We start from the raw sequence: 26,720 nt of genomic DNA, 5'->3' as shown, positions 1-26,720 counted from the left end.
GCGGGCCCTCCGGGGGGGGCGCGCCCCGCACGCTCGCGGTGCCGCCCCCCCCGCCCCCCCCCCCCCGGCTGGGTGGGAACCCGCCCCCCCCCCCGCCCCCCCGGCCCCCGGGGGGGGGGGGGGGCCCGCCGCTTCCGGCCGGGGCGCGTCTCGCGGGCGCCCCGGCCTGGGTCATGACACAGGCTCTCAGGCCCGGCGGACGGTGATGGTGGTCCAGGCGCCCACGTGGATGCGGTCGCCCTCGTGGAGAGGGGTGGGGACGTAGGGCTGGATGGGGTCCTCGGCGAGGTTGACGGTGGTGCCGTTGGTGGAGTTCTGGTCGACCACGGCCCAACTGCCGTCGGGCTGCTGGACGAGAAGGGCGTGCTGGTGCGAGACGCCCGGGTCCTCCGGCGGGCGGCCGAGGTCGATGTCCGGGGACTCGCCCGTGCTGTGTCGGCGGCGGCCGACGGCGATCTGGGTGCCGGTGAGCGGGACCGTCTGCTCGGGGGAGTAGGCGGGCAGGTTCAGGCCGGCCGCTTCCGGACCGCTGCGGCCCATCATCGCCATGAAGTACTCGCGGTCCGGGGCGATCGCCACGACCCAGCCGTCACCGACGACCGGCGGCGGTCCGGGCGGGGCGGCGGGCCCCGGCGCGGGCTGGTTCCACTGCTGGTCGGGCTGCGGCTGCTGGTGCGCGTCCGGCTGCTGCTGCGGCGGCTGACCGAAGGGGCCGGGCTGCTGCTGCGGCTCGAACGGCGCCTGCGGAGGCGCCGGTTGGGCGGCCTGCGGATCGTACGGAGCCTGCTGCGGCTGTTGCCGGGGAGGCTGCTGGGGCTCGTATGGGCCCTGCTGCTGCGGCGGGGTGGGCGGGTCCTGCTGCGGGGGCGGGAAGCCGTAGCCGCCCTGGCCGCCCCGGCTGTGATCCGGGCCGCCCTGCGGGCCCGGCTGGGCGGGCGGCGGGGGCGCGGACTGGGAGCTGGGCGGGGGCAGCGGCCAGTCGTCGTCGGCCGCCCGGGGCGGAGGCGTCGGACCGGGCCGGCCGGGCGCGCCGTGGGGGCCGGGCTGACCGGGTGGCTGCTGCCCGGCGTGCGGCGCGGGGGGAGGCATGGGCGGTCCCGGCTGACCGGCAGGACGGGGTTGTCCGCCCTGTCCCGCCTGTCCCCCCTGGAAGGGCTGCCCGAACTGGCCGGACTGCTCGAACTGGCCGGATTGCCCGAACTGGCCGGGCTGGCCGGGCTGCTCGGGCGAGAGCGGTTCGGCGGGACGGTTGATCTGCGACGGGCGCGAGCCCTGGTACTCGTACTGCTGCGGCGGGGTGGGCGGACCCTGCTGCGGGGGCGGGAAGCCGTAACCGCCCTGACCACCCGGGCCGCCTTGCGGGGCGGGGGGCGGCGGGGCGTACGAGGTGGCCGAGTGCGTCAGGAAGTTGTAGCGGCACTCCTCGCAGAACGGAGCCATCGCCTCACGCGGCGTCCGGCACTGGGGGCACAGTTCCGGCTGGCCACCCGGCTGCGGCTGCTGGCCGTGCCGGCCCTGCTGGGGAGGGGCCGGCTGTCCCGGGTGCTGCTGGCCGGGCCCGGGGCCCTGCTGGAGAGGGGGCGCGGGGGCGTTCGGTCCGGGGGCCGGGGGCGGGAAGCCGTAGCCACCCTGGCCGCTCTGGCCGCTCTGGCTGCCGTGCGGGTTGGGGGCCGGGCCGGAGCCCTGACCCATCGGGCCCTGCGGCGCGGGCGGCGGCGGGGCCTGGGGCGGCGGAGTCTGCTGGACCGGAGGCTGAGGGGCCGGGGCCTGCTGTGAAGGTGGGGTCTGCTGAGGCGGCGGGGTCTGCTGAGGTGGCGGGGTTTGGCCGGGGAAGCCCTGCCCGCCGTGGGAGCCGCCGGGGCCGCCGGGCCCACCGGGACCGCCAAGGCCACCGGGACCGCCGGTCTCGCCGGGACCGCCGGGGCCGTTCTGAGGGGCCGGGCCGCCCTGCGGCGCGGGCGGCGGGGCCGGCTGGCCGGCCGGAGGGGTATTGAGGAATCCGGCGGGCAGGGAGGGCGGCGGGGGAACAGCGCCCGCCATCCGGTGGCCGCACACCTCGCACCAGTCTTCGGCCACCGACTGATGGCCGTTCGGGCAGGTCGGCATGTCGGATCTTCCCCCTCAGTACCGATTGTGTTCGGTAGTACGTCTCGTTTGTTATTTCTTGACGCGAACTGTCTTGGTCGAGCGCGTTTCGAGCGTCATCTCGTCCGCCTCTGTGACCTTCGCCTTCAGTCGCACAGTACCGGTCGCCGCGTCGACGACGTCCACCACCTTCGCAAGCAGTTTCGCAGTGTCCTCGTTCCCGGACGCGCTCGCCAGTTGCACGGCACGCCCCAGCTTCGCCGTGGCGCCGTCCGCGTCACCCGACTTGCGGGCGTCCAGCCCTTGCTGGATGACCTGGGCCAGTTCGGCCTGTCCCGTGTAGTGGGCAACCTGGGGGTTGATGGTGGTCGAAGCGGTCATGTCGTCCGTCCAGATCGCGCGTACGAGCCCCTGGGCCAGGGACCGCGTGGGGCGGCCGACGGAGTCGGGGAGGACGAGCGAGACCCGCGCGGCCAGCATCTCCTGGCCCACCCCGGCAGCCGGAACACGTACGCACACGTGGTAGTCGCGGGACTCGTCGCCCCACGAACCCGTCGGATAGTCGCCGGTCCGCGGGCCGGATTCGGTACGGCGGCCGGTCAGGTCCTCGACGACCGGTGCCACCTGCTTCACGAAGGCGACCCGCGCACCCTGCGGAGTCCACAGGCGCAGGGTGACGTCCGCCACCTCCTTGCCCATCGCGGCCTCCATCATCCGCGTGAAGTCGGCGGCCAGCCCGGACGGGTCGGCGACGATGTCGGCCGTGCCGAGCAGCGCCGAGGCGATGCCGGTGACCTCCTTGACCTCCCAGTCCGTACCGACGCCTCGGGCGTCACAGGTGAAGCGGCCGGCGCAGGCGTCGAGGGCGGCACGCAGGTCCTGCGGCGACTCGTGCTCGTTACGGCCGTCGGTGAGCAGGATGCCGTGCCGGATGCCGACGTCCGCGTCGGCCAGCAGCCGGTCGGCCAGCCGTAACCAGGTGCCGATGGCGGTGCCGCCGCCGGCGCTCAGCCTGCGCAGCGCTTCCTTGGCCTGTGCGCGGGTGGCCGGGCCGGCGGTGGCGAGCCGGCCGCCGCCCGGGTAGATCTCGGCGGCCTGGTGCGTACCGGCCACCACGGCGAAGGCGACGCCGTCCCGCACGGTGTCGATCGCGGCGGCCGTCGCGTCGCGCGCGTTGCGCATCTTGGTGGGCGGGTAGTCCATCGAACCGGAGCAGTCCACCATGATCACGACGCCCGCGTGCCGTACGCCGTCGTGGCCGTGGGCGGCGCCGACCCCGCCCGCGTCCGTACCGGCCGCGAAGAGCGGCAGGCCACCGCTGGTGCCGCCGCCGGTGGCGGTGACGGTGACGATGGCGTTCACCTCACGCCCGCCTTCGGGCAGGTACGCGTTCTGGTACACCTCGGCGGCGAACCGCGGCACTCCGGTCTTGGAGAAATTGGCCATCTGTTCCGCTCCTTTGTGCCGCCGAGTGGCCCCGCGGCGCAGTCCTCGCGGCGGTGAAGAGACACATGGGCGGGCGGAAGTCCCCGTGATCATCCCCCCGTTGGCGCCTTACTTCTGGTGGTTCGTGCGGGTACGGACGGGGCGGTGCGGTGCGGCATGGTGCGGTCCGGCTCGGCGCAGCCCGGGTGGAGTGGTGCGGTGCCGTCCGGTGCCGTGTGTGGTTGCCGGTGCTGGTCATGCGGGGGTGGCCGGGAGCTTCGCGGCTCCCGGCCACCGGTGCCGGTGCGGGCGGGCGGCGCACCCCCGGTCCGGGCGGGTGCTCAGGCCGATCCTGCCCGTCCCCGCGGCGCCGGGAACGGCACCACCGCCACTGTTACGTTGTCGTGGCCCCCGCCCGCGAGAGCGTGGGCGACCAGGGTCCGCGCGCTGTGCAGCGGCCGGTCGTGCGCGTCGCCCGGCAGCACCGCGGCCAACTGGTCCGCGGCCTCCGCGTAGTTCCACAGCCCGTCCGTGCACACCACCACTACACCCGGTCCGTCGGGTTTGAAGGAAGCGGTGTGCGGCTCCAGTTCGTACGCGTCCGCCCCGAGCCAGCCCGTGATGGCGTGCGCCCGGTCGTCCGCGTACGCCTCCGCCTCCGACATCAGGTTGTTGGCGACCATCTGCGCCGCCCAGGAGTCGTCCTCGGTGAGGCGGACGGCGGGCGCGCCGCGGTCGTCGGGGACCCAGTACGCGCGGCTGTCGCCGACCCAGCCGATGACGAGCAGCCCGCCGCCGACCACCGCGCCGACGAAGGTGCAGGCAGGGGCGTTCTGCTGGCGGTACGGGTCGTGCTGCTGGGCCTGTTCGGGCGCGGCCGCCAGGGCGTTGACGGACTTGGCGGCCGCGAGGATCGCGTCGTGCATGGCCCGCTGCGGGTGCGTACCGCCGGGCAGCGCGGCCAGCAGCGACCGGGCCGCGGCCCCGGACGCGGCGGCGGACGCGGCGTCGGGACGCGAGGCGGAGGAGACGCCGTCGCAGACCACGGCGAGCACGGCGGGCGAGCCGTCCGGCAGCGCCCCTTCGGCGACCGCGAAGAAGTCCTCGTTGCGGTGGTGGCGGTGGCCCCGGTCGCTGACCGCCGCCACGCCCGGCAGCTCCCGCTCCATGTGGTCGCGTTCGCGCGGCTGGGCGTGCCCGCAGTGGCCGCAGTAGCCGTCCCCGGTGACCGTTCCCGCGTGGCAGAGCGCGCAGATGCTGGTGCCCTGGGCGGGGGTCTGGTGTTCGGGGGCGGGAGGGGCGCTGGGGGTGGTGGGAGGCGGATTCGCGGGGGCTGCCGGTTCGGTGTGGCTCGGGGTGCCCGCCGGTCCCGGAGTTCCGCCCGGTCCTTCCGGTACGCCCGGTCCTTCCGGTGCCCCCGGTCCTTCCGGTGCCCCCGGTCCAACCGGTCCCTCCGGTCCAGCCGGGCCGCCCAGTCCGCCCATCCCGCCCGTTCCGCCCGGACCAGCCGTCCCTGGCGTTCCGGCCGGTTCCGTCGGGTATGCCGGTTCTCCGGGCGGCGTTCCGGGGCCCGTCGGGCCGGGCTCCGCGCCGGCGCCGCTCGCGTGTGCGGGGCGGTCCGCCGCCTCGGCGGTGAGGTCGTAACCGATGACGCGGGGGTCCGGTGCGCCACCGTGACCGCCCACCGGCGGAACGCTCGCCTCCGCATGAGGCGCCCGGGGCTGCGCGTCGGCCTGCGCAGGGGCTTGAACGCCTGCCTGTGCGTGCGTCCGCACGCCGGTCTGCGCGTACGTCTGCGGCCCGCTCGGCGCGTGACCCGGCGGGGACGGCGGAGGTACCGGCGCGTGCGGGACGTGCGCCGAGCCGTTCGCGTGGGAGGCGTTCGTGGCGTACGTGGGCCCGCTGTCGTGCCGGGCTTCCGTGCCGTACGGGGAGGGGCTGCCGTACGACGGGACCGGTGCGGGCGCGGCGAGCGGCGCGGGCGGCGTCGCCTGCCCCGGTACGGTCACCGGCTGGGACGGCGGAGCCTGCCCGGGCGCCGGCTGCGGCACGGGCGCTGAGGGCGGAGCGAACGATGGCGGCGGCGAAACGGACGATGGCGGCGAAATGGGCGGCGAAGCCGAAACGGACGGCATCGAGGGAGCCTGCCCTGGCGCCGCGCCGTGCCCCGACACCTGCCCCGACGCCCCTCCCGCTCCCGGCATCAGGAACGACGCGGGCAGGGCCACGGGCCCCGGCGGGGCCCCGGCGCCGGGTGCGGGGGGCGCCGTGTCGCCCAGCGGGACCGTGGGGCGGTCGCCGGTCCCGCCCGGCCCGCCGGGGGCCACGACGTCGGCGCCGCAGAACCCGCAGTAGTTGTCCCCCGGTTCGAGCGGCTCACTGCAGCTCGCACACCGGAACGGCCCTGTCACACCCATGTCACACCCACGTCCTGGGGCGGAAGCGGTTGGCCCGTTCCACCAGCTCGATCCTTTCCTCGCCGCGCTGCGCCAGCCGGGCGAGCAGTCTGAACGACCGCTCGAGGCCGAAGCGCAGGCCGCGTTCGTCCAGTGCGCTGCCGAGCAGACCGGGCCGGGCGGCGGCGCCGGAGCCGGGGGCCCCGGACGGCAATGTACGCCCCCGCTGCTCGGCACCGTGGCTACCGGAGAGTACCCAGTCCAGGGCACAGCCCAGCACCTCGGTCGTCAGTTGTTCGCGGCGCTCCGCGTCCAGTCCGGAGTCCGCCAACTGCTCGACCTGCCCGGCCGCCGCCCGCAGATCCTCCAGCAGCGCGCCATGGGCGGGACGTTGCCGCAGCCGGGCCCGGATCGCCGCGATGCGCGCCGCAGTGTAGTGAATGGATGATTCCGGTACGGATTCCAGGGCGGCCACCGCGCCGGCCCGGTCACCGGCCGCGAGCCGCACCCGGGCCAGTCCGAACGCCGCGCTGACGTAACTGTGGTCGGTGGCCCACACCAGCCGGTAGTACTCGGCCGCGTTGTCGAGCTGTCCCAGCACCTCGGCGCAGATGGCGAGCGCCAGCTTCGGCGCGGGCTCGCCGGGGAAGGCGTCGTACATCGCGTCGAAGGACAGGGCCGCCGTCTCGTGGTCGCCGTTCGTCAGCGCCACCAGGCCGCGGTACCAGACCACCCGCCAGTCCTCGTCCCAGCCCTGGTCGGGCTGCGCCTCCATGGCGCGCAGCTCGCTCAGGGCCGCCGCGCCGTCGCCCCTCTCCAGATGGGCCCGCAGTCTGCGCAGCCGGGTTTCCATCGTGTCGGCGGGGGCCGCGCGCAGCGCACTGATCAGCTCGGCGGGGGCGGCGGCCAGCAAACCGGCCAGGAAGCCCGCGTTCGGGTCGGCCGGGTCGACACGCGGTACGGGCAGGGCGAGTACGGCGAGGCCGGTGTCGAGCGGCCGGAGCGCGGGCGCGCCGCGGGCCCCGCCGGCCGTCGCGGCCGCCGGTCCGGCGCCGCCGGTCATCGTCTGCGGGCCGGTGGCCGAGGTGACTTCGTAGGCGACCTGGGCGGGGACGGCAGGCTGCGTGGCCTTGCCGGCCGGCGGCGTGACCGGCCCGCCCGTACCGCCGACGGCCCCCGGCCCGCCCGTACCGCCGCTGGTCCCGTCAGGCCCTCTGACCCCACCAGCCCCTCCGGTCCCACCCGGCGCTCCGATGCCGGTGGCCGGGCCGACCACCGCGTAGCCCGAGCCCGAGCCCCGCCTCTTCCGTCCCGCCCACCACCCCTTCTGTACGGCCCGGCGCGGCCCGGCCGCCACCGCGCGAGCGCCCAGCAGCGACGTGTCCCCCTCCGCGCGCGCCACCACGTCCGTGTCCACGACGCGCAGTTCCGGCCCGAACAGCGTGGAGAGCGCGGGCCGCTGCTCACCTGCCCGGAGCGCCATCACTTCCCGCAGCACCCCGGTGAGCTGCTCGGCCATCACCTCCGCCGACGAGAACCGCCGCGCCGGGTCCGGGTCGGTGGCCCGCACCAGCAGGCGGTAGAAGGACTCGTACGTACGGAAGACCTCGATGTGGTCGGGGTCGGGCAGCGAGTCCACGAAGACGTTCGTGTAGCCCTGGAAGTCGAAGGTGAGCACGGCGAGGGTGCGGGCGACCGTGTAGAGGTCGGAGGCGACGGACGGGCCCAACGCGGCGACCTCGGGCGCCTGGTAGCCGATCGTGCCGTAGATCGCGCTCTCGTCGTCGTCCATCCGGCGGACCGCGCCCATGTCGATCAGCTTGAGCTGGTCGCGCTGCTGGATGGCGTTGTCCACCTTGAAGTCGCAGTACAGGAGGTTGCGGCTGTGCAGGTGGCCGAGCGCCTCCAGGGCTTCGATGCCGTACGCGCAGGCCTGCTCGACCGGCAGCGGATCGCGGCGCCCGTTCGCCGTACGCCGCTCGTTGGCGATGTCCTTGAGGGACTTGCCGCCGACGTACTCCATGACGATGTAGCCGTCCAGGCTGCCGGTCGTGCGGTCCAGGTGCTCGACGAAGTTGTAGATGCGGACGATGTTGGAGTGCTCGATCTCGGCGAGGAAGCGGCGCTCGGAGGCGGCCACCGCCAGCGCCTCCTCGTCGCCGGTGTCCAGCAGGCCCTTGAGCACCACCCAGCGGTCGGAGACCGCGCGGTCGATCGCCAGGTAGATCCAGCCCAGGCCGCCGTGCGCCAGGCAGCCGACGACCTCGTAGCTGCCGTGCACCACGTCGCCGGGGCGCAGCTTGGGCACAAAGCTGTACGGGTGGCCGCACTTGGTGCAGAAACCTTCCGTACGGCCCGGGCGGTCACCACGCGCCCGGCCCACCGGGGCGCCGCAGTCACCGCGACTGCAGAACCGCTTGCGCTCGGGGACCTCCGGGTTCTCCAGGACGGCCGTCCGCGGGTCGGGACGCGGCACCTCCGGCACCGTCACCAGCCCGGCGCCCAGCCGCCCGCGGGATGGCCCCGAGCCGCTACCGGTGCCGCGGCCGGAGCTGCGTACCGACACGGACATCGAACGGGTCGAGGCGCCCGGCAGGGACCGGGAGAGGCGGCCGGGTACGGAGCGCCGCGACGTCGAGGAACGGGCGGAGGCGGAAGTACGCCCACCGGCGGACGTCACGGACCCGGAACCACGCCCTCCCGCCGCCCCGGACCCGCCGGACCCCTTGGGGCCACCGGATCCGCCAGGCCCCCCGGACCCGCCAGGCCCCCCGGACCCGGCAGAGCCGCCGGACCCGGCAGAGCCGCCAGGCCCCCCGGGTCTGCCAGCCCCAACAGTCACTCCCACCCCCTCAACCCCACCCTCCTCACCAAGCCGCGTCGCCCGCCGCCGCGCCGCCGTGACTCCCGTGGGTGGTGAGCCGACCATCCCCTCCGGTGACACGACCGGGGCCAGGCCGCAGGTGTCGCAGTAGATTTCGCCGCCGCCCACGTCCTCGTACGTGCCGGGGCACTCGCGACGCTGGCACGGGGCGCCGCCGGTCCGCTGCTCGCTCATGTTCCCCCCTGTGGTCCGTCCGCCGGTCCTCGGTCCGGCCCCGGTGGCTGTAGCGCCTCGGCCACCGAGCGCTGGTAGCGCGACACCGCCTGTTCGGCGGCCCGCAGGTCGCACGGGGCGCTCCACAGCATGCGCCGCGCGAGGTCGTAGCGCTCCATCAGCAGCGGGTCCTCGGCCAGGCCGTGCCGCGCGGCCTTGGCCTTGTAGGCGTCCAGGCGGCCGCGCAATTCGGCCCGTACGGCCAGGGGGGCCGTGACCGCCGTCAACGACGCGCGGGCACGGTGCAGTTCGTCCTCGGCGCGCTGTTCCAGGCTGTCGAGCAGGGGGGAGAGGCGGTGCCACTGGGCGTGGCGGCGGTACTCGGCGGCGGTGGAGAGCTGCTCGTGCAGCGCCGTGGGCGGGCCGCTGACGGCGGGCACCTCGGACGCGGCGATCTTCGCGAGCACCTCGCCGCGGGCCTGCCGCGCCTCGGTGAGCGTCCGGTCCGCCCGGGAGAGCACGTCGCGCACCTGCATCAGCCGGCGCTCGGCGTCCTGCCGTACGTCCAGGACCGCCTCGATCTCCCGCCGGGCGTCCTCCAGGGCGAGCGCCGCGCGGTCGTAGCGGGCGGTGTCCGGGCGGCCGCCGCCGGGCGCCGCGCTGCGGTCGGCGTCCGGCACCCAGAACGCCAGGGGATCGGACACCACCTGGGCGCGCAACTGAGTCAGCTCGTACGTGATGCGCTCCAGGTCGTCACCGGCCGGGTGCTCCCCGGGGCGTACGCCGACCGACCGGGCCAGGGACAGCGTGCGGCGCAGTTCGGCGGCGAGCAGGTCTATCCGTGCGGGCAGCGCGGACCATACGGCGTCGGCGGAGACGATGACGTCCAGGGCCGCCGCGTACCGGCCGTTCATCCGCTCGACCAGCTCGTCCAGGCTGAACTGTTCGCTCAGCCGGGCGGGCCCGCCGCCGGCCTGCGGCGAGCCGCCGCCGGTGACCGCGCCGGAGACGGTGACGCGGGTGCCGCGGAGCAGCTCGGTCAGTTCGGCGAGGTCGTCGGGGGACGGCCAGCGGCGGCGGGCGCGTAGTTCGCGGGCGGTGGTGAGCGCTTTGGCGTACGCGTCGAAGTGCGCCCACAGGACGGTGATGGACTGTTCGGTGGCGGCCCAGCGGTCCTTGGTGAGGCCGGTGAGTTCGGCGCCCTCCAGGAGCCTGCGGCCCGCGTGGTCCTGCAGGGCGAGCAGCGACGTCTCGATCGCCTCGTACTCGGCAGCGAGCCGGCCCAGGGCGCGGTCCACCTCCTCCCGGCTCAGCACCGGGTCTTGGGACTTCCCCGGGGATCCGGGGAAGGGTCCAGGGGCCCCCATCGATCACCTCTCCAGAGTGCGTGTGGTGCGCGGCGTTCGTGACGGCCATGACGGTCGTCGCGGCGGTTGCGTACGGCGGTACGGGACGGGCGCCTTCGTGCGGTCCTGCTGCCCGGAGCCCTGTTGCCCGGGGTCCTGCTGCGTGCGGTGCTGCCGGGCGGTGGCACCGCACGCTGCTGCCGGGCGGTGGCGCCCCGTGTCGGTGCCCCGTGGCGCCGCCGTGCGGTGGCGGTGCCGCACGGCGGCGTGGCCGCGCCCCCGGCGGCGCCTTCGCGCCGGCGCCGGTCCTCGTGCCTCCCCTCTCTCCGTCCCCGCGCCCGCGGTGTTCCTTCCATGGTGACGCGACCGGCGGGCGAACGCCGGTCCACGACGGGCCGCCCGGCCCCGCCCTGTGCCGCCCGGTGTGCGGTGCGGCGCCCGGCCCCCGCACGGATCAGTCGCTGTACTGGGGCTCGGGCGCCTTGGTTATGCCGGGCAGGTCCGCCTGGAGCCACTTGGCGTAGGCGGCCATCCACCGGCTTCCGCTGCCGCCGGCGCGGTAGTCCTCCAACACCTTGTTGACCCGCCGCACCAGGTCGGTGTCGGCGCGGTTGACCGCGACGCCGTACGGCTCGTCGGTGAACGGCTTCCCCTTGAGCTGCACCGTCGGGTCCTGTGCGGCCTGTGCCGCGGCCAGCGCGTTGTCCGTCACCACCGCGTCGGCCTCGCCGAGCTGGAGGCGCACCAGGCAGTCGAGCTGGTTCGGCACGGTCACGACCTCGGCACCGTGCCGTTCCTCGGCCAGCCGGGCCTCGCCCGTGGAACCGGCCGCCGTACAGACGCGTTTGCCCTTCAGGGAGTCGTCGAAGGCGGTGATCGTGGAGTTCCTGGGCGCGAGGACCTGCTGCCCGCCCTGGAAGTACGCGGTGGAGAAGGCGACCTGGCGTTTGCGGGCGCAGTTGATGGTCATGGTCCGTACGACCAGGTCGACGGCGCGCTTCTGGAGGGCGGGGATGCGCTGGTTGGTGGGAATCGCGCGGAACGTGATCTTCGGGTCGGGCCCGAGGATGTCCTCGGCGATCGCCCGCACCAGCTCGATGTCGAAGCCCTCCAGGTCGCCGGTGGCCGGGTTGCGGTAGCCCCAGCGGTAGGTGTTCTGGTCGACGCCGACGATCAGCCGGCCGCGGGCCTTGATCCGGTCCACCGCGGGGCCGTCGTCCGGCGAGGGACGCAGGCTCGCGGCGGCGTTCTCCGGCGTGCAGTCCGCCGCCGTGGCGTCAGCCCGCGCGGTGCCCGTCCCGTGCGGTACGGGGCGGGGCGCCGGGGCGCCGCTGCCGAGCACCGGGACGAGGACGGCGGCCGTCGCCGCCATCACGCACACCCCCGCCGCCACCGGTGCCAGCGCGGCCCGGAGGTTGCGCAGGCCCCTCGCGCGCATCGTCATGTCGCCATCACCAGGCCTCATCACCGGTACTCCGAAAGCCTGCGCCCGATGCCCAGCACCGCGGCCGTCGCCCCCAGGACGGCCAGCACCACGGCCCCGGCCGCCAGCCCGTCCAGGGCCCCGCGCCCGTCGTCGGCGGCCCGCCGGAACTCCCGCTGCTCATGGGCCAGGGCCTGGGCCAGCCGGCTGTCCACCCGGTCGAAGGACCGGCCGGTCGCCACTTCGCCGCCGATCACCTTGGCCAGCGCCCGGTCGTAGTCGCCCTGGTCGTCGGCGGCGCGGGCCTCGGCGTGCCGAGCCTGCCACTGCCGTACGGTCTCGACCGCCTCCTGGACGGGCCGCCGGCCGCTGTCGTCGTCCGCGAGCGCGAGGGCCGTGCCCAGACTGCTGTCCGCCGTGGCGGCGCCGGTCCGGCCCGGGCCCGCCAGGTCCTTCATGCCGGAGCGGTAGCCGGCCTCGTAGAAGTCCTGTTGGTCCTTGGTCACCACGGCGCCGCGTGCGACGAGGGTCAGGTTCTCGTCGCCGCGGGCCTGGAGGGCGTCGATACGCGCCTCGTTGAGCACCTTCAGGGACCTGGCCCCGTTCTCGTACGACGTGTTCATGCCCGAGCGGGCCACGAGGTGGCCGGCCACCAGCCACAGCAGGACGACGGCCGAGGCGGTCGTGGCGGCCAGCAGGCCGCGGTTGAACACCCGGTTCGTGCGGCGGTAGTTGCGGCGCTGGGCCCAGATGAGGGCGCCGAGCGCCAGCACCCCGGCGGAGAGCGCGAGCCATGGCCACGCCTTGGCGGAGTCGTAGTCGTCGCCGAGGCGCGCCGTCTCGGTCACGTACAACCCACGTGCCGCCGGGAGGAGTTCGTCGCGCATCTGCGCGTTGGCGTAGCGCAGGTAGGCGCCGCCCAGGGGGAGACCCTGCCGGTTGTTCGTACGGGCCGTCTCGATCAGGCCCGTGTACCGGGGGAGAAGGCTGTTGAGCTGCCCTATCCGGCGGGCCGCGGCATCCGAACCACCGGCGTTGGACGAGGCTTTGGCCAGCAGCCGGGCGGCCGTCGCGATGTCGTTTTCGTACCGGTCGCGGGTGGCCTGGGTCTCCTTGCCGCCCGCGAGGAAGCCGGCGGCGGCGGTGGTGTCGGCGTCGGCGAGCGAGCGGTAGATGTCCGCGGCGTCCGCGGTCAGCGGCTGGCTGCGCGCCACGACGTCGCGCGCGGCGGCGGACCGGTCGGCGACCTCCCAGGCCGTGGCGGCGCCGAACGCGAGGACCAGGAAAGCCAGTACGGCGCCGATGATCCGCAGCCGCCCCGGCTCGGTCGTGGCGGCGGTCCGGAGCTGGTCCACCCCGTCGGCCCATGCCGTACGCCGCCGGGCGGTGGGGCCCGTACCGCCGGGGGAAGCGGCACTGCCGGCGGAGTCCGGGCCCGCGGGGGAGACGGCAGCGGGACCGGAGGCGCGGCCGGTCGGCGACGGCGGCGCAGTGCCGGTCGGCGGCTTGGACACGGAACCTCCCCCTGGTCGCGGACGGCGGCCCCGGCCCCGTGCGTCGGGCGCACGGGAACAGATGCACGGCCAGCAGTCAGTATGGCCGCAGGGACTGACAACCACACCGTTATTGCCTGGATCATGTGCGGATCGGGCCCCGCCGAATCCTCCCGCCCGGCGGGCGTTTCCGTCTTTCCCCGTCCTCCACGACGCACGGCCCACCGGACGCGGTTCCCGAAATAAGCACGCCTGTACGGGTTTCCGGCATACGGTCGGGACGGCGGACCAGCCCGCGCGTCCTCTTCAGGCCCTCAGCTCCCCGCCCCGAACTCCCCCCGCACCCGCACATACGCCTCCGCCCCCGCGCCCGCCCGGTCCAGCGCGTGCAAGGCGGCCCCCAGCACCGGCGGCGCCGTCACCACGCTCGGCTCCGCCTTGGGGGCGCGCTCCGCCAGCAGGCGGATGAGCTGATCGTGCAGGAGCGGGTGCCGTGCGGCCAGGACGCCGCCGCCCAGGACCACCGGCGTCGGCTCGTCCAGCAGGTCCAGCCGCTCCAGGGCCACCGACGCCAGCAGCGCGATCTCCTGCGCCTGCCGTGTCACCAGGGCCCGCGCGACCGCGTCACCGGAAGCGGCCACCGCGAACAGCAGCGGCGTCAGCTCGTAGCGGCGCTCGCGCGGTATGCGCCCGAGGTGCAGCGCCTCGATCAGCTCCGGCATGGTGGCCAGTCCGAAGTGGGCGGGTACCGCGCGGGCGAGCGCGCTCGGTTCGCCGCGTCCGTCGTCGGCCCGCGCGGCCCACCACAGGGCCTCTTCGGCCAGGTGTCCGCCGCCGCCCCAGTCGCCGGAGAGCCGCCCGACGGACGGGAACCGGGCGGTGCGGCCGCCGTGTCCCAGGCCCGCGCAGTTGATGCCGGCGCCGCACACCACCGCGACACCGACCGGATCACCGCGGTCCGGGAGCCCGGCGCGCAGCAGCGCGAAGGTGTCGTTGCCGACGGTGACCGTGCGGGCCCAGCCGTACGAGGTGATCTCCGCGGCCAGTTCGGCCTCCTCGGCGGGCAGGTCGGCGTTGGCCAGGTAGGCCGACACCTGGTCCACCGGGCCGGTGACGCCGGCCCGTTCCCGTACCGCGTCCACCAGTATGGCCAGGTCGCCGACGGCCCGCGCCACGCCGACCACCGGCGGCCGGAAACCGCCGCCGCGGGCCGTCGCCAGCACCGTCCCGTCCGCGCCGACCAGCGCCACGTCGGTCTTGCTGTTGCCCGCGTCGACGGCGAGCGCCGGCCCGTCGCCGCGCGGGCCCGCCAGGGCGGTCACCATACGGGCCTCCGGCCCGGTCACCGCCTCGGCCGGCCCGGACGCCGCCCTGCCGCCTCCGTACGGCAGCTCGCCGTGCCCGGTCACCGTCCCGCCCCCCTCGGTTTCGCTCAGAGCCACGTGAGGTGCTCCCGGTTGTGCGCGATCAGTTCGTCGGTCAGCCGGTCCGCGTACGCGATCTGGCCGATGAGCGGGTGGGCCAGCAGCGCCTCGAAGACCCGGTTCCGGCCGCCCTTGAGGGCCGCTTCCAGGGCGAGGTGCTCGTAGGCCGTGACGTTGGCGATCAGGCCCGAGTACAGCGGTTCCAGCGGCCGTACGGGCAGCGGCTTCGCGCCGCCCGCGTCCACCGTCGCCGGCACCTCGATCACCGCGTCGTCGGGCAGGAACGGGAACGTGCCGTTGTTCAGCGTGTTGACGATCCGCACCTCACCGGTGTCGCCGAGCAGCGCCGAGGTCAGCGCCACGGCCGCCTCCGAGTAGAACGCGCCGCCGCGCTCGGCCAGCAGCTCCGGCTTCTCGTCCAGCTCCGGGTCGCCGTACATCTCCAGGAGCTGCTTCTCGATGGCCGCTACCTCCGCGGCCCGCGACGGCTTGCTGCGCAGCTCCTCCACGACCTCGTCGTGCTGGTAGTAGTAGCGCAGGTAGTACGACGGCACGACGCCGAGCCGGTCCACCAGGGAGCGCGGCATCCGCAGGTCCTCGGCGATGGCCGCGCCGTGCTCGGCGATCAGCCGGGGCAGCACGTCCTCGCCGTCCACCCGTACGGACCGCTCCCACGTGAGGTGGTTCAGCCCGACGTGCTCCAGCTCCACCCGCTCCGGCGCGATGCCGAGCAGCCGCGCGAACTTCCGCTGGAAGCCGATGGCCACGTTGCACAGGCCGACGGCCTTGTGACCGTGCGCGAGCAGGGCCCGGGTGACGATGCCGACGGGGTTGGTGAAGTCCACGATCCACGCGTCGGGGTTCCGGCGGCGGATGCGTTCCGCGATGTCCAGGACGACCGGCACGGTGCGCAGCGCCTTGGCGAGGCCGCCCGCACCGGTGGTCTCCTGTCCGACGCAGCCGCACTCCAGGGGCCAGGTCTCGTCCTGGTTGCGGGCCGCCTGCCCGCCGACGCGCAGTTGGAGCAGCACCGCGTCCGCGCCGTCCACTCCGGCGTCGACGTCGGACGTCCACGAGACGCGGCCCGGGTGCCCCTGCCGGGCGAAGATCCGCCGGGCCAGGCCGCCGACCAGGTCCAGCCGGTCGGCCGCCGGGTCGATCAGGACCAGTTCCGCCAGCGGCAGCACATCCCGCAGCCGGGCGAAGCCGTCGACGAGTTCGGGGGTGTAGGTCGAGCCTCCGCCGACCACGGCGATCTTGAGGCGGGGGTGCGGGGGCGTTCCCCCGTCGGACGGCAGCATGAATCGATCAGCCCTTCACTCCGGTGAGCGTGACGCCTTCGACGAAGGCTTTCTGTGCGAAGAAGAAGACGATGATGACGGGGGCCATGACGAGCAGCGTCGCGGCCATGGTCAGGTTCCAGTTGACGTTGTGCGCGCTCTTGAACGATTCGAGTCCGTAACTCAACGTCCAGGCGGCGGGATTCTGCGCGGCGTAGATCTGCGGCCCGAAATAGTCGTTCCAGCAGTAGAAGAACTGGAACAGCGCGACGGCCGCGATGCCCGGCTTCGCCATCGGCACGACGATGCGCAGGACGGTACGGACCTCACCGCAGCCGTCCACCTTCGCCGACTCCAGATACTCCTGCGGAATGGTCAGCAGGAACTGCCGCAGCAGGAAGATGGAGTACGCGTCACCGAACGCCATCGGGAGCAGCAGCGGCCACAGCGAACCGGACAGGTGCAGTTGCTGCGCCCACACCAGATACATGGGAATCACGATCACCTGCGGCGGCAGCATCATCGTGGAAATCACCAGGACGATCGCCGTACGCCGCCCCCGGAAACGGAACTTGGCGAGCGCGTACGCCACCGGGATCGCCGAGCAGACCGTGAACAGCGTGCCCAGGCCCGCGTACATCAGCGAGTTCTTCCACCAGTCCAGGAAACCCGGTGTGCTGAAGACCGTCGCGTAGTTGGACCAGTTCCATTCGTGCGGCCACAGTGTGCCGCTCATCGCCTGGTCGTCGCTCATGACGGAGGTCAGGAAGACGAACACGAACGGCAGGACGAAGAACAGCGCGGCGGCAACGGCGACGGCGTGCACGGCTATCCAGTGCAGCAGCCGCTTGCGGCGGGCGCGGGCCGCGGCGGGGCCCCGGTCGGTGGAGCCGGTACGGGCCGGCGCGCCGCCCGCCCTCAGGGTCGTCGTGGTCATGTTCAGTCCTCCGCCGGGAGCAGGCCGGCGCGCTTGCGCATCAGCAGGGTGGTGACGGCCATGGCGATCACGAAGAGCACGAGCGAGAGCACGCACGCGGCGCCCGTGTTGAAGTTCTGGAAGCCGAGCGAGTAGACGAGCTGCGGCACGGTGAGGGTGGAGTGGTCCGGGTAGCCGGGCTGGATGACCGTGCCGGGGCCGATGGTCACGCCGGAGGCCAGCTTTCCGGCGACCAGCGCCTGCGTGTAGTACTGCATGGTCTGCACGACCCCGGTGACCACCGCGAACATCACGATCGGCGTGATGGACGGCCAGGTCACGTACCGGAACGTGGCCCAGGCACCGGCGCCGTCCAGCTCGGCCGCCTCGTACTGCTCCTTCGGCACGTCCAGCAGCGCCGCCATGAAGATCACCATCAGGTCGCCGATGCCCCACAGGGAGAGCAGGACCAGCGACGGCTTCGCCCAGGCCGCGTCGTTGAACCACTCGGGCGCCGGGATGCCGACGGCCTCCAGGAGCCCGTTGACCGGGCCGGTGCCGGGGTTCAGCAGAAAGACGAAGGCGACCGTCGCCGCGACCGGCGGGGCGAGGTACGGCAGGTAGAAGGCCGTACGGAAGAGGCCCACCCCCGACTTGATCTTGGTGACGAGCATCCCGACGCCGAGGCCGAAGACCACGCGCAGCGCGACCATCACCACGACCAGCCACAGCGTGTTCCACAGCGCCGGACCGAACAGCGGCATCTGGGTGAAGACGTACTTCCAGTTCCGCAGACCGACGAACGACGGCTGCTGGATCTGGTTGTAGTGCATGAACGAGAAATAGACGGTGGCGATGAGCGGATAGCCGAAGAAGACGCTGAAACCGACCAGCCAAGGGGAGAGGAAACCGAGCGTACGCAGCCGTCGGCGGGTGTGCTTACGACGCAGCGCGGGGGATTTCGGGCGCCGCGCGGCGGCCGCCGGACGCTCGGGGGATTCGACGAAGGACATGGCGGGGCTCCGTCAGTTCACGGACTGGAGATTGTCGGCGTCTATCTGGGCATCGAGGTCACGCAGGCCCTTGTCGAGATCGGGCACTTTCCCGGCCTCGACGTCGTACGAGAAGTCCTGGAGCGCCACCACGTACTGCCCGCCGTTGACGGACGGCGGCAGCGCCGTACTGTGCGGATTGCGCGCGATGCCGAGGAAGGTGCGGAACGACGGATCGGCGTCCAGCTCCGGCGACTTGAGTGCGGCGATGGTGGACGGCACATTGTGGATGGCATTGGCGAACCGCACCACCTGATCCGTGTCCATCGTCAGGAACCGCACCAGCTCCCACGCGGCGTTCTGGTGCTTGCTGCTGTGCGCGATTCCCGCGACCGTGCCGGTCAGAAATCCCCGCCCGTAGGTGTTCGGCTGGTCGTCCGGCACCGGCAGCGGCGCCGTCCCCCAAGCGAATGCGGCCTTCGCGTCCTTCAGCATCAGGCCGCGCCATTCGCCGTCCAGATGCATCGCCGCCTTCTGCGCCATGAAGGAACTCTGCGACGACATCTCGTCACCGAACGTCGTACGGAACTTCTCCAGCGCGGCATAACCGCCCTGCGCGTCGATCAGCTCCCGCTGTGTGGCGAAGAACCGCTTGCTGCGCGGGTCCTTCGCCAGCCGCGCCTTGCCCTTGCCGTCGAAATAGGTCGGCCCCCACTGCGCGAACAGCCGGTCCGGACTGTTCTGATACAGCCGGAAGTTGGGCACGAAACCGACGCGCTCGTACGACCCGTCCGGCTTCCGCTTGGTCAGCTTGGCCGCGGTCCGCTTGAACTCGGACATGGTGCGCGGCGGCCGCTCGATACCGGCCTCCTTGAACGCGTCCTTGTTGTAGTACAGCCCGTAGGCGTCCGCCAGCAACGGCAGAGCGCACTGATTCCCCTGATACCGCGTGTAATCGAGGAGCGTCTTGGGGAACACCTTCGCCTTGTCCACCCCCGCCCTCTTCATGAAGGGGTCGAGGTTCACCCACATACCGGACGAGCAGTACTGCCCCACGTTGTTGGTGGTGAACGACGACACCACGTCCGGAGCGTCGTCCCCACCGGCGCGCAGCGCCTGGTTCACGGTCGCGTCGGTGACGTTGTTGACCGTCTTCACCGTGATGTTCGGATGCAGCTTCTCGAAGCGGGCGATGCTGTCGTCGATCGCCTTCACTTCGGACGGATTGGACCAGCCGTGCCAGAACTTCAGCGTGACGGGCCGAGTGGGATCGTCGCGATCGCTGCCGACGCTCGGATTGGCACAGCCCGAAAGAATCAGACCGGCTCCGGCGAGCGCCGCCGACAGGCAGATGCGCATACGCGGACGCATGGCGGACTTCCTTTACGGCAGGGGTGATGACAGGAGGTGATGCGAGTGGTGAGGCGAGCGGGGCGGGTGGCGGTTTTGCCGCCGGAGTGCCCGGCGGGTGGGGAGCCGTTCCGGCTCCCGGCGTTTTCGGCGTCCCCGGGGCCTTCCCGGCTCCCGGCGTTCCCGGCCGCGCGGCCGCGGCGGCCGCCGGGTGATCGGACCACGGGAGCTACGCGCGCCATGGGTGCCGCGGGTACTGCGGGTACTGCGGGTACTGTGTGGATTACGGGCGCCACGGGCCCTACGCCCGCAACGGGCGGCCCTGAGCGCCACACGGACGCCACGGATCCGCTGCGCCGCCCCATCAGGCCGTGTCGAACACGGTGTCACGCGCCTCGGCGAGCGCCGTTCGCAGCGCGCCGATAAGAATCGGATTCCCCTCGATATTGCTGAGCCGAAGCTCCGGCCGGGGCAGCGCGAGCCCGGTGAATTCCCCCTCGACCAGCTCCCGCAGCGACTCCCCGCCCGCCTGGGCCACCTCGCCGGACAGCACCACCAGCCGGGGGTCCACGACCGCGACCACCGCGGCCAGCCCGGTCGCCAAGCGCCGCGCGACCTCGGCCCGCACGCCGCTGTCGGCCAGCGCCTCACCAACCGTACGGGCGTCCGGCACCCCGTACTCCCGCGCCAGCTCCACCACACTCGGCGACCCGACGAGCCGCTGGAAGCCGCCGCCGGCGTCCGGCCGGGCCGCGCTGCGGTCGCCGTCCCGCGCGAGCGGCGCGTCCGGCAGCGGCATGTAGCCGATCTCGCCCGCACCCCCCGTGGCGCCGCGCAGCACCTGCCCGCCGAGCACGATGGCGGCGCCGACCCCTTCATCGACCCACACCAGCACGAAGTCGTCGAAGTCCTGTGCGGCCCCGTCGTGTTGCTCGGCGACAGCCGCCAGATTCACATCGTTCTCGATGACAATCGGCACGCCCAGCACCCCGGCCAGCTCTTCCCTGAGCGTCCGCGACTGCCACCCGGGCAGGTGCGGCGCGTACCGCAGCACACCGGTCCGCGGGTCGAGCGCGCCCGGGGTGCCGATCACCGCGCCGTGCAGCCGCTCCCGCGCCAGCCCGGCCTTGGCCAGCGCTCCCTCCACGGCCGACGCCACGAGCTGCGCTGTCCTGCGCGGCGCGGCTTCCTCCACGGCGTCCGTGCCGACCCGCTCCGCACCGAGCACCTGCCCGGTGACATCGGCGACCGCGGCGGTGATCCCGCCCTGGTCGACGGCGAGCGCGGCCACGTACGCGGCGTCCGGATCGACCTCGTACAACTGGGCGTTCGGTCCCGGCCGCCCGGTCACGTTGCCCGTGGCCCGCACCAGCCCGGCGGCCTCCAGCCGTGTCAGCAACTGCGAAGCGGTGGGCTTGGACAGCCCGGTCAGCTCGCCGATCTGCGTACGCGTCAACGGCCCCTGCGCCACGAGCAGGTCGAGTGCGGCCCGGTCGTTCATGGCCCGCAACACCCGTGGCGTCCCGGGAGTTCCCTGCCCGCCCTGCCCTCCGGCCATGAAGCCCGCCCCGCCTCTCGCTGCGCGATCTGTTAGGAAAGTTTCCAATCGATGCACAGGAACGTAAGCGCCGCGTCAGCGCGCCGTCAATGGGTCTGGACCACTGAGTTCGGGCACTCCCCGGAAGACACCTGCCGGGCGTCACATACCGGGAGACGCATGGCCGCAGACGCGTACCGGGACTACATCGTCCCGATCGTCCCGGAGGCCGTGCCGGACCGCATCAGCACCTCCCGGAGCAGTCGAATCCGGGCGGCCTTCCTCACAGCCCCGAAGGTGGACCGTTACTGAGCCCCTCCAGCACCTTGTCCAACGTCACCGGTACCTCCCGCACCCGTACCCCCGTCGCGTGCCGGACCGCGTTGACGACGGCCGCGGCGGTCCCCGTGATGCCGATTTCGCCGATGCCCTTGGCGCCCAAGGGGTTGACGTAGGGGTCGTCCTCGTCGATCCAGTGGGCCTCGATGCGGTGCACGTCGGCGTTGGCCGTGATGTGGTAGTTCGCCAGGTCGTGGTTGACGAGGAGGCCGTAGCGGGGGTCCGTCACGGTTTCCTCGTGCAGGGCCATGGACAGGCCCATCGTCATGCCGCCGACCAACTGGGAGCGCGCGGTGCGCGGGTTGATGACGCGGCCGGCGGCGAAGACGCCGAGGAGGCGGGGGACCCGGATCTCGCCGGTGTCGGCGTCCACGCGCACCTCGGCGAACTGGGCACCGAAGGCGTGCATCGCGAAGCGTTCGGCGTGCGGGTTCGCGGGCGTTGCGGACTGGGCGTGATCGCCGGGCGCCGGGTCGTGCCCGTGGCGCTCACGGAACGTCCGTGCCGCCGCCACGATCGCCGAACCCCACATCGCCGTCCCCGAGGACCCGCCGGCGACGGTCGCCTTCGGGAGGGCGGTGTCCCCGATGCGCAGTTCGACGCGGCCGAGGGGGACGTCCAGCGCGTCGGCGGCGATCTGGGCCAGTACGGTCCAGGCGCCGGTGCCCAGGTCCGCGGCGCCGATGTCGACCCGGTAGCGGCCGTCGTCCCGGTACTGGACCGCGGCGACCGAGCCGGGCAGCCGGTTGACCGGGTAGGCCGAGGAGGCGACGCCCGTACCGATCAGCCAGCGGCCGTCCCGCCGCACGCCCGGCCGCGGGTCGCGGTCCTGCCAGCCGAAGCGGCGCGCGCCTTCGCGCAGGCAGGCGACCAGGTTGCGGCTGGAGAACGGTTTGCCGGACTCCGGGTCCACCGGCGCGTCGTTGCGTACCCGCACCTCGACCGGGTCCAGGCCGAGGCGTTCGGCGAGTTCGTCCATCGCCACCTCGGGCCCGAACATGCCGGGGCACTCGCCGGGTGCCCGCATCCAGGACGGCACCGGCACGTCCAGGGCGGCCAGGCGGTGGGTGGTCTTCCGGTGCGGCGCCGCGTACATGGTCCGGGTCGGGTTGGCGGACTGCTCGGCGAACTCCTTGATGCGCGAGGTCTGCTCGACGGCGTCCATGCCGATGCCGGTCAGCCGCCCGTCGGCGCCGGCCGCGAGCCGGACCCGCTGGTGGGTGGGGGTGCGGTAGCCGACGAGGGTGAACATCTGCTGCCGGGTCAGCGCGAACTTCACCGGCCGTCCGGGCACCGCCCGCGCGGCCAGCGCGGCGAGCACCGAGTGGGCGTGCGGCTCGCCCTTCGAACCGAAGCCGCCGCCGACGTACGGGCAGATCATGTGGACCCGGGCCCGGTCGAGGCCGAACACCTCGGCCAGGGTGTCGCGGTGCCCGTGCACGCTCTGGCTGGAGTCGTACAGCGTCAGCTCGTCGCCCTGCCACACGGCGATCGTGGCGTGCGGCTCCATCGGGTTGCAGTGGGTCATCGCGGTCAGGTACGTCTCGTCCAGCGCCACCGCGCCCGGGTCGGCCAGGGCAGCCTCCATGGCCGCGTCCAGGTCGCCCAGCTCGCTGTCCGCGTCGGAGCCGCCGTTGGCCGACTCCGGTGGGTACAGCTCGCATTCGTCCGGTTTCAGTTCGGACGAGTGCGGTTCCTGGTCGTACGAGATCCGTACGAGTGCGGCCGCTTCCCGCGCCACCTCCGGCGTCTCGGCGACCACCGCGCCCACGATCTGCCCCCGGAACGCCACCTCGGGCTCCTGGAGGATCGCCAGCTCCGCGTCGTCGGTGGAGGCCAGCCGCTCGGCGTTCTCGTACGTCAGTACGGTGATGACGCCGTCCTCCCGGCGCGCGGCCTCGGTGTCGACGGCCGTGATGCGGCCACGGGGCACGGAGGACAGCACGGCGTGCGCGTAGCAGGGACGTTCCATCGGGTGCTCGAAGGCATACGTGGCCCGGCCGAGCACCTTGTCGCGGGCGTCGGAACGCTCCTGGTCGGCGCCGACGGCTGGGGGGCGCGCCGGGCCGCCGGGCGGAGTGTTCCCGGCCGGGCTCGCGGCCCGGTCCTCGGACGTACTTGTCATCGTGCTTCCTCCAAGCCGCCCGGCGTCTGCGGCACGAGGTCGCGGACGACGGCGACCAGCGTGTTGTGCACGAGCGGGACCTTGAACGCGTTGTCCCGCAGCGGATGCGCGTCCGCCGTCTCGGCGTCGGCGGCCGTACGGCAGCTCTCCTCGGTGGCCGGCAGCCCGCGCAGGGCCCGCTCGGCGCGCTCGGCCCGCCACGGCTTGTGCGCGATCCCGCCCAGCGCGATACGGGCCTCCCGTACGGTGCGGCCGTCGTCCTCCAGATCGAGCGCCACCGCCACGGAGACCAGCGCGAAGGCGTACGAGGCCCGGTCGCGCACCTTGCGGTAGCGGGAGCGGGCCGTGTACGGCAGCGCGGGCAGCTCCACGGCGGTGATCAGCTCGCCGTGCCGCAGGACGGTGTCGCGATGCGGCGCGTCCCCCGGCAGCCGGTGGAACTCGGTGAGCGGGATCCGGCGCTCACCGTCCGGGCCCAGCGTCACGACCACCGCGTCCAGCGCGGTCATGGCCACCGCCATGTCGGACGGGTGCACGGCCACACAGTGCGAGGAGGCGCCCAGGATGGCGTGATAGCGGGTCCAGCCTTCCAGGGCCGCGCAGCCGGAGCCGGGTTCGCGCTTGTTGCACGGGGCGCCGGGGTCCTGGAAGTAGGCGCAACGGGTGCGCTGGAGGAGGTTGCCGCCGGTGGTCGCGAGGTTGCGGAGCTGTCCCGACGCGCCGGACAGCAGGGCCTGGGAGAGCACCGGGTAGCGCGAACGTACGGCGGGATGCGCGGCCAGGTCGGCGTTCCGTACGTTCGCCCCCACCCGGAGGCCGCCGTCGGCCGGCTCCTCCACCTGGTCCAGGGGCAGCCGGGTGACGTCGACCAGCAGGTCGGGGGAGGTGATACCGAGCTTCAGATGGTCGACGAGGTTGGTGCCGGCGCCCAGGAACGCGGCCCCGGGGTGCGCCGCCACGGCGGCCACGGCCCCGGCGGCGTCGGTGGCGCGCTCGTACCGGAACGGCTTCACCGGTCCGCCCTCTCGGCCTCGGCGGCGGCCGCGACGGCCGGAACGATGTTCACATACGCCCCGCACCGGCACAGATTGCCACTCATCCGCTCGGCGATCTCGTCATGCCCCAGCGCATCCGGCGCGATGCCCCCTTCCGCGCCCACCTCGGTGACCGCACTCGGCCACCCCTGCGCCGCCTCCCGCAGCACGCCCACGGCCGAGCACACCTGGCCCGGCGTGCAGTACCCGCACTGCAACGCGTCGTGGTCCACGAAGGCCTGCTGTACGGGATGCAGTTCGCCGTCCGCACCCAGCCCCTCGGCCGTGGTGATCTCCGCCCCGTCGTACGACACGGCCAGCGCGAGGCAGGTCGTCGCCCGCCGCCCGTCCAGCAGTACGGTGCACGACCCGCACTGCCCGTGGTCGCACCCCTTCTTGGGGCCGGTGATCCCCAGCCGCTCCCGCAACGCGTCGAGCACGGTGGTACGCGTATCCACCGTCACCTCGTACGCCTGGCCGTCGACGCGCAGCCTGATGTCGGTCTCCATGGTCAGCCGAGTCACCCGGAGAAAGGGCGGTAAACGACTGCATACAGGTGACGGGGGAGCGGGGAGGGGCGTGGGTCCTGCCGAAGAGGTCAGCTCCATCGCCCCTTGAAGAACCGTTTACGCTGTGGTCGGCGTCCTCCGGACCGTTACCAGTGTGGACGAGAGTGTTCAACGGGGGGCGTGTTCTGCATGGGTGTGGTGCTGCCGGGGTGGGCGGACGAGGTTCTGGACATCATCGGGGTGTCGTGGCCCAATGTCGATGAGGACGATTACCGCGAGATGGCGACGGCGATGCGGGAGTTCGCCGGGGACATCAGCGATGGCGCGGGTCAGGCGGATCAGGCGGTGCGGGCGCTGGTCTCGTCGGCGGGTGGCGGGCAGGCCGCGGAGGCGCTGAACGCGCACTGGGGGAAGGTCAACGGTACCCATCTGGCGAAGCTGGCGCGGTGTGGGGAACTGGCCGCCGCCGCGCTGGACGGTGTGGCCGTGCTGATCGAGGGGGCCAAGCTCGGTGCGATCGTCCAGCTCGGGATTCTGGCTGCCGAGGTCGTTGCCGCCCAGGCTGCCGCGCCTTTCACCTTCGGCCTGTCCGAGCTGGGTGCTCTGGCCGCCACGCAGGCGACCCGGGTCGTCGTCAAGCGTCTGTTCAAGGAGGTCTGCCGGCAGGTTGCCGAGCAGGTCGTCAGCATTGCTTTGACTCCTGTTGAGGAGGCCCTGGCGGCGATGGTCGGTGATCTGGTCGTCCAGCTCGGCGGCGATGTGCTGGGTGTCAGGGACGGTGTCGACCTGGGGCAGGCCGCCAAGGCGGGCAGGGAAGGTTTCTCCCGGGGCGTGCAGGGCGCGAAGGATGCCGCCGGCAGTTCGATGCGGCTTCTGAGTGCGGGCGGCGGGGGTGGGGGTGGGGTGGGTGGCGGGTCCGGTTCCGGCAGCGGCGGCTTCACGTTCGATCATGACGCCCACGTCAGGGCCGTCACCGGCCTGCAGAGCGCCGGCGGTCACTTCCGTGACACCGCCGGCGGCAAGATCGGCCGTGCCAGGAGCCACCACGGCCGTACCCGCGGCAAGGACGCGATCGCGGACGCGGCCAACACGATGCTCGACAAGGTCATCGACGGCATCGAGGACGCGGTCAAGAAGTCCGCCCGACACCTCGACGACAGCATGACCCGCGGCGTCCAACAGATGGCCAAGAACCACAAGGACAACGACCGGAAACTCTCCGCCCACTTCTCCGGCCTCGGCAAGGGCGGCAAACCGGAACCGAAGGGGCCGAAGGGGGGTGGGGGTGGCGGGGGCGGAGGCGGCCGAGGGGGAGGCCCTCCCGGTGGCGAGGGGGCACCTCACTGGCATGGCAGGAGTGCCGGCGAGATGAGGCACCACCGGAACGATCCGGTCGATGTGAACCACCTGGACGAGTCGGCCCGTATGGAGCGGCTGGAGTACGAATCACGAAAAGTGGCGGACGACGCTCGCGCAGCCGATAACAGCAACACTGTGCCTGGCAAGGATCAGCGCACCAGCGGATGTGCCGGCAGCTTGCTGCACAATGGCGTCATCACGTCCCACACCAGCACGACGCGCCGGAAGCCGGTCCTCAGCCCGCAGGAAGCAAAGCTGATCAAAGAAGGGAAGATGGAGAAGCCGGAACCGCAGACGCGCGCGGCGGCGCATCCGGTCGTCCGGCAGGTCCTCGATGAGATTGAGGCGGACAAACTGGCCAGCGGGGAGCGTCCTGGGGTGGGTCACGGGAATTGTGCCGAGGTGGCGCTGATTTCGGACCGACTGCATCAAATGGATCCGGATGGTACCCGCATTCGCACACCGGAAGATGCGCGGGAAGCCCTGGACGGGAGCATGGTGCACACCCGTCAGATCGGTCAGCAGCGGAATCGAGAAACCGGAGAAATCGAGATCGACCATGGTGATTACAAGGAACCGTGCCGCTCTTGCAGTTCGATGCTTCCCCGGCTGGGCGTCAAGGCTCATCGGTAGTGCGCTCTCGAACGGCA

General features: G+C 73.1%; 18 protein-coding genes. 2 read left to right on the top strand and 16 right to left on the bottom strand.

All coding sequences use genetic code 11. The annotated features are described in order from the left end of the window. Nucleotides 1–186: 186 nt before the first annotated feature. From ACH4EB_RS04110 to ACH4EB_RS04050, 13 genes are all read right to left on the bottom strand, one after another. Entirely contained in the window at nucleotides 187–1,692 is a 1,506-nt protein-coding gene (locus tag ACH4EB_RS04110; protein ID WP_398345700.1) for an FHA domain-containing protein, read from the bottom strand. A gap of 465 nt (nucleotides 1,693–2,157) precedes the next feature. Beyond that, complete coding sequence (locus tag ACH4EB_RS04105; protein ID WP_398345699.1) at nucleotides 2,158–3,531, bottom strand: VWA domain-containing protein; 1,374 nt, start codon at nucleotides 3,529–3,531, stop codon at nucleotides 2,158–2,160. A gap of 320 nt (nucleotides 3,532–3,851) precedes the next feature. Beyond that, on the bottom strand, nucleotides 3,852–5,195 hold the full coding sequence (locus ACH4EB_RS04100) for a PP2C family protein-serine/threonine phosphatase (protein ID WP_398345698.1): 1,344 nt from the start codon (nucleotides 5,193–5,195) through the stop codon (nucleotides 3,852–3,854). Between the two features lie 733 nt (nucleotides 5,196–5,928). Further along, complete coding sequence (locus ACH4EB_RS04095; protein WP_398345697.1) at nucleotides 5,929–8,964, bottom strand: tetratricopeptide repeat protein; 3,036 nt, start codon at nucleotides 8,962–8,964, stop codon at nucleotides 5,929–5,931. After that, nucleotides 8,961–10,310, bottom strand: coding sequence for a hypothetical protein (locus ACH4EB_RS04090; RefSeq protein WP_398345696.1), 1,350 nt, complete (start codon nucleotides 10,308–10,310; stop codon nucleotides 8,961–8,963). The genes ACH4EB_RS04095 and ACH4EB_RS04090 overlap by 4 nt, the downstream gene beginning before the upstream one ends. A 433-nt stretch (nucleotides 10,311–10,743) precedes the next feature. Next, on the bottom strand, nucleotides 10,744–11,733 hold the full coding sequence (locus ACH4EB_RS04085; RefSeq protein WP_398345695.1) for a glutamate ABC transporter substrate-binding protein: 990 nt from the start codon (nucleotides 11,731–11,733) through the stop codon (nucleotides 10,744–10,746). Nucleotides 11,734–11,753: 20 nt separating this feature from the next. After that, nucleotides 11,754–13,226: a hypothetical protein gene (locus tag ACH4EB_RS04080; protein WP_398345694.1), complete on the bottom strand. Its 1,473-nt coding sequence runs from the start codon at nucleotides 13,224–13,226 to the stop codon at nucleotides 11,754–11,756. Between the two features lie 293 nt (nucleotides 13,227–13,519). Then, entirely contained in the window at nucleotides 13,520–14,530 is a 1,011-nt protein-coding gene (locus ACH4EB_RS04075; RefSeq protein WP_398345750.1) for an N-acetylglucosamine kinase, read from the bottom strand. 107 nt (nucleotides 14,531–14,637) lie between these two features. Then, the gene (locus tag ACH4EB_RS04070; protein WP_398345692.1) at nucleotides 14,638–15,930 is read right to left on the bottom strand and encodes a 6-phospho-beta-glucosidase; all 1,293 of its coding nucleotides are present in this window, start codon (nucleotides 15,928–15,930) and stop codon (nucleotides 14,638–14,640) included. Nucleotides 15,931–15,937: 7 nt separating this feature from the next. Beyond that, nucleotides 15,938–16,846: a carbohydrate ABC transporter permease gene (locus tag ACH4EB_RS04065; protein ID WP_398345691.1), complete on the bottom strand. Its 909-nt coding sequence runs from the start codon at nucleotides 16,844–16,846 to the stop codon at nucleotides 15,938–15,940. 2 nt (nucleotides 16,847–16,848) lie between these two features. Then, the gene (locus tag ACH4EB_RS04060; protein ID WP_398345690.1) at nucleotides 16,849–17,838 is read right to left on the bottom strand and encodes a carbohydrate ABC transporter permease; all 990 of its coding nucleotides are present in this window, start codon (nucleotides 17,836–17,838) and stop codon (nucleotides 16,849–16,851) included. A gap of 12 nt (nucleotides 17,839–17,850) precedes the next feature. Continuing rightward, nucleotides 17,851–19,188 (bottom strand): ABC transporter substrate-binding protein, encoded by a 1,338-nt coding sequence (locus ACH4EB_RS04055; RefSeq protein ID WP_398345689.1) that lies wholly within the window; start codon nucleotides 19,186–19,188, stop codon nucleotides 17,851–17,853. A gap of 343 nt (nucleotides 19,189–19,531) precedes the next feature. Beyond that, nucleotides 19,532–20,668: an ROK family transcriptional regulator gene (locus ACH4EB_RS04050; protein ID WP_398345688.1), complete on the bottom strand. Its 1,137-nt coding sequence runs from the start codon at nucleotides 20,666–20,668 to the stop codon at nucleotides 19,532–19,534. Nucleotides 20,669–20,884: 216 nt separating this feature from the next. On the opposite strand from ACH4EB_RS04050, the gene ACH4EB_RS04045 reads away from it, so the two are divergent. Then, nucleotides 20,885–21,016, top strand: a complete 132-nt coding sequence (locus ACH4EB_RS04045; protein ID WP_398345687.1) for a hypothetical protein — start codon at nucleotides 20,885–20,887, stop codon at nucleotides 21,014–21,016. Here the strand turns inward: ACH4EB_RS04045 and ACH4EB_RS04040 are convergent. Genes ACH4EB_RS04040 through ACH4EB_RS04030 form a run of 3 tightly spaced genes read right to left on the bottom strand, consistent with a single transcriptional unit; the run spans nucleotide 20,988 to nucleotide 24,810 of the window. Next, nucleotides 20,988–23,168: a xanthine dehydrogenase family protein molybdopterin-binding subunit gene (locus ACH4EB_RS04040; protein ID WP_398345685.1), complete on the bottom strand. Its 2,181-nt coding sequence runs from the start codon at nucleotides 23,166–23,168 to the stop codon at nucleotides 20,988–20,990. The two genes, ACH4EB_RS04045 and ACH4EB_RS04040, sit on opposite strands and share 29 nt — an antisense overlap. Continuing rightward, nucleotides 23,165–24,181 carry an FAD binding domain-containing protein gene (locus tag ACH4EB_RS04035; RefSeq protein WP_398345684.1) on the bottom strand — a complete coding sequence of 339 codons (1,017 nt, stop codon included), beginning with the start codon at nucleotides 24,179–24,181 and terminating at the stop codon, nucleotides 23,165–23,167. The genes ACH4EB_RS04040 and ACH4EB_RS04035 overlap by 4 nt, the downstream gene beginning before the upstream one ends. Beyond that, the gene (locus ACH4EB_RS04030) at nucleotides 24,178–24,810 is read right to left on the bottom strand and encodes a (2Fe-2S)-binding protein (protein ID WP_398345683.1); all 633 of its coding nucleotides are present in this window, start codon (nucleotides 24,808–24,810) and stop codon (nucleotides 24,178–24,180) included. The genes ACH4EB_RS04035 and ACH4EB_RS04030 overlap by 4 nt, the downstream gene beginning before the upstream one ends. A gap of 90 nt (nucleotides 24,811–24,900) precedes the next feature. Between ACH4EB_RS04030 and ACH4EB_RS04025 the strand changes: the two genes are divergently transcribed. After that, nucleotides 24,901–26,703 carry a YwqJ-related putative deaminase gene (locus ACH4EB_RS04025; RefSeq protein ID WP_398345682.1) on the top strand — a complete coding sequence of 601 codons (1,803 nt, stop codon included), beginning with the start codon at nucleotides 24,901–24,903 and terminating at the stop codon, nucleotides 26,701–26,703. Nucleotides 26,704–26,720 lie beyond the last annotated feature (17 nt).

Origin of the sequence: Streptomyces sp. NPDC018045, assembly GCF_044327445.1 — a bacterium.
Lineage (GTDB): Bacteria > Actinomycetota > Actinomycetes > Streptomycetales > Streptomycetaceae > Streptomyces.
Note: the sequence above shows the minus strand (reverse complement) of the source record. Positions and strands in the feature narration are given on the sequence as shown.

What these genes read in the sequence shown, in the direction of transcription:
- ACH4EB_RS04095 (WP_398345697.1), bottom strand. Translation starts at nt 8,964, where the DNA reads ATGAGCGAGCAGCGGACCGGCGGCGCCCCGTGCCAGCGTCGCGAGTGC.
- ACH4EB_RS04030 (WP_398345683.1), bottom strand. Translation starts at nt 24,810, where the DNA reads ATGGAGCTGACCTCTTCGGCAGGACCCACGCCCCTCCCCGCTCCCCCG.
- ACH4EB_RS04060 (WP_398345690.1), bottom strand. Translation starts at nt 17,838, where the DNA reads ATGTCCTTCGTCGAATCCCCCGAGCGTCCGGCGGCCGCCGCGCGGCGC.
- ACH4EB_RS04105 (WP_398345699.1), bottom strand. Translation starts at nt 3,531, where the DNA reads ATGGCCAATTTCTCCAAGACCGGAGTGCCGCGGTTCGCCGCCGAGGTG.
- ACH4EB_RS04110 (WP_398345700.1), bottom strand. Translation starts at nt 1,692, where the DNA reads ATGGGTCAGGGCTCCGGCCCGGCCCCCAACCCGCACGGCAGCCAGAGC.
- ACH4EB_RS04025 (WP_398345682.1), top strand. Translation starts at nt 24,901, where the DNA reads ATGGGTGTGGTGCTGCCGGGGTGGGCGGACGAGGTTCTGGACATCATC.
- ACH4EB_RS04075 (WP_398345750.1), bottom strand. Translation starts at nt 14,530, where the DNA reads ATGGTGACCGCCCTGGCGGGCCCGCGCGGCGACGGGCCGGCGCTCGCC.
- ACH4EB_RS04045 (WP_398345687.1), top strand. Translation starts at nt 20,885, where the DNA reads ATGGCCGCAGACGCGTACCGGGACTACATCGTCCCGATCGTCCCGGAG.
- ACH4EB_RS04090 (WP_398345696.1), bottom strand. Translation starts at nt 10,310, where the DNA reads ATGGGGGCCCCTGGACCCTTCCCCGGATCCCCGGGGAAGTCCCAAGAC.
- ACH4EB_RS04055 (WP_398345689.1), bottom strand. Translation starts at nt 19,188, where the DNA reads ATGCGTCCGCGTATGCGCATCTGCCTGTCGGCGGCGCTCGCCGGAGCC.
- ACH4EB_RS04070 (WP_398345692.1), bottom strand. Translation starts at nt 15,930, where the DNA reads ATGCTGCCGTCCGACGGGGGAACGCCCCCGCACCCCCGCCTCAAGATC.
- ACH4EB_RS04085 (WP_398345695.1), bottom strand. Translation starts at nt 11,733, where the DNA reads ATGACGATGCGCGCGAGGGGCCTGCGCAACCTCCGGGCCGCGCTGGCA.
- ACH4EB_RS04065 (WP_398345691.1), bottom strand. Translation starts at nt 16,846, where the DNA reads ATGACCACGACGACCCTGAGGGCGGGCGGCGCGCCGGCCCGTACCGGC.
- ACH4EB_RS04050 (WP_398345688.1), bottom strand. Translation starts at nt 20,668, where the DNA reads ATGAACGACCGGGCCGCACTCGACCTGCTCGTGGCGCAGGGGCCGTTG.
- ACH4EB_RS04040 (WP_398345685.1), bottom strand. Translation starts at nt 23,168, where the DNA reads ATGACAAGTACGTCCGAGGACCGGGCCGCGAGCCCGGCCGGGAACACT.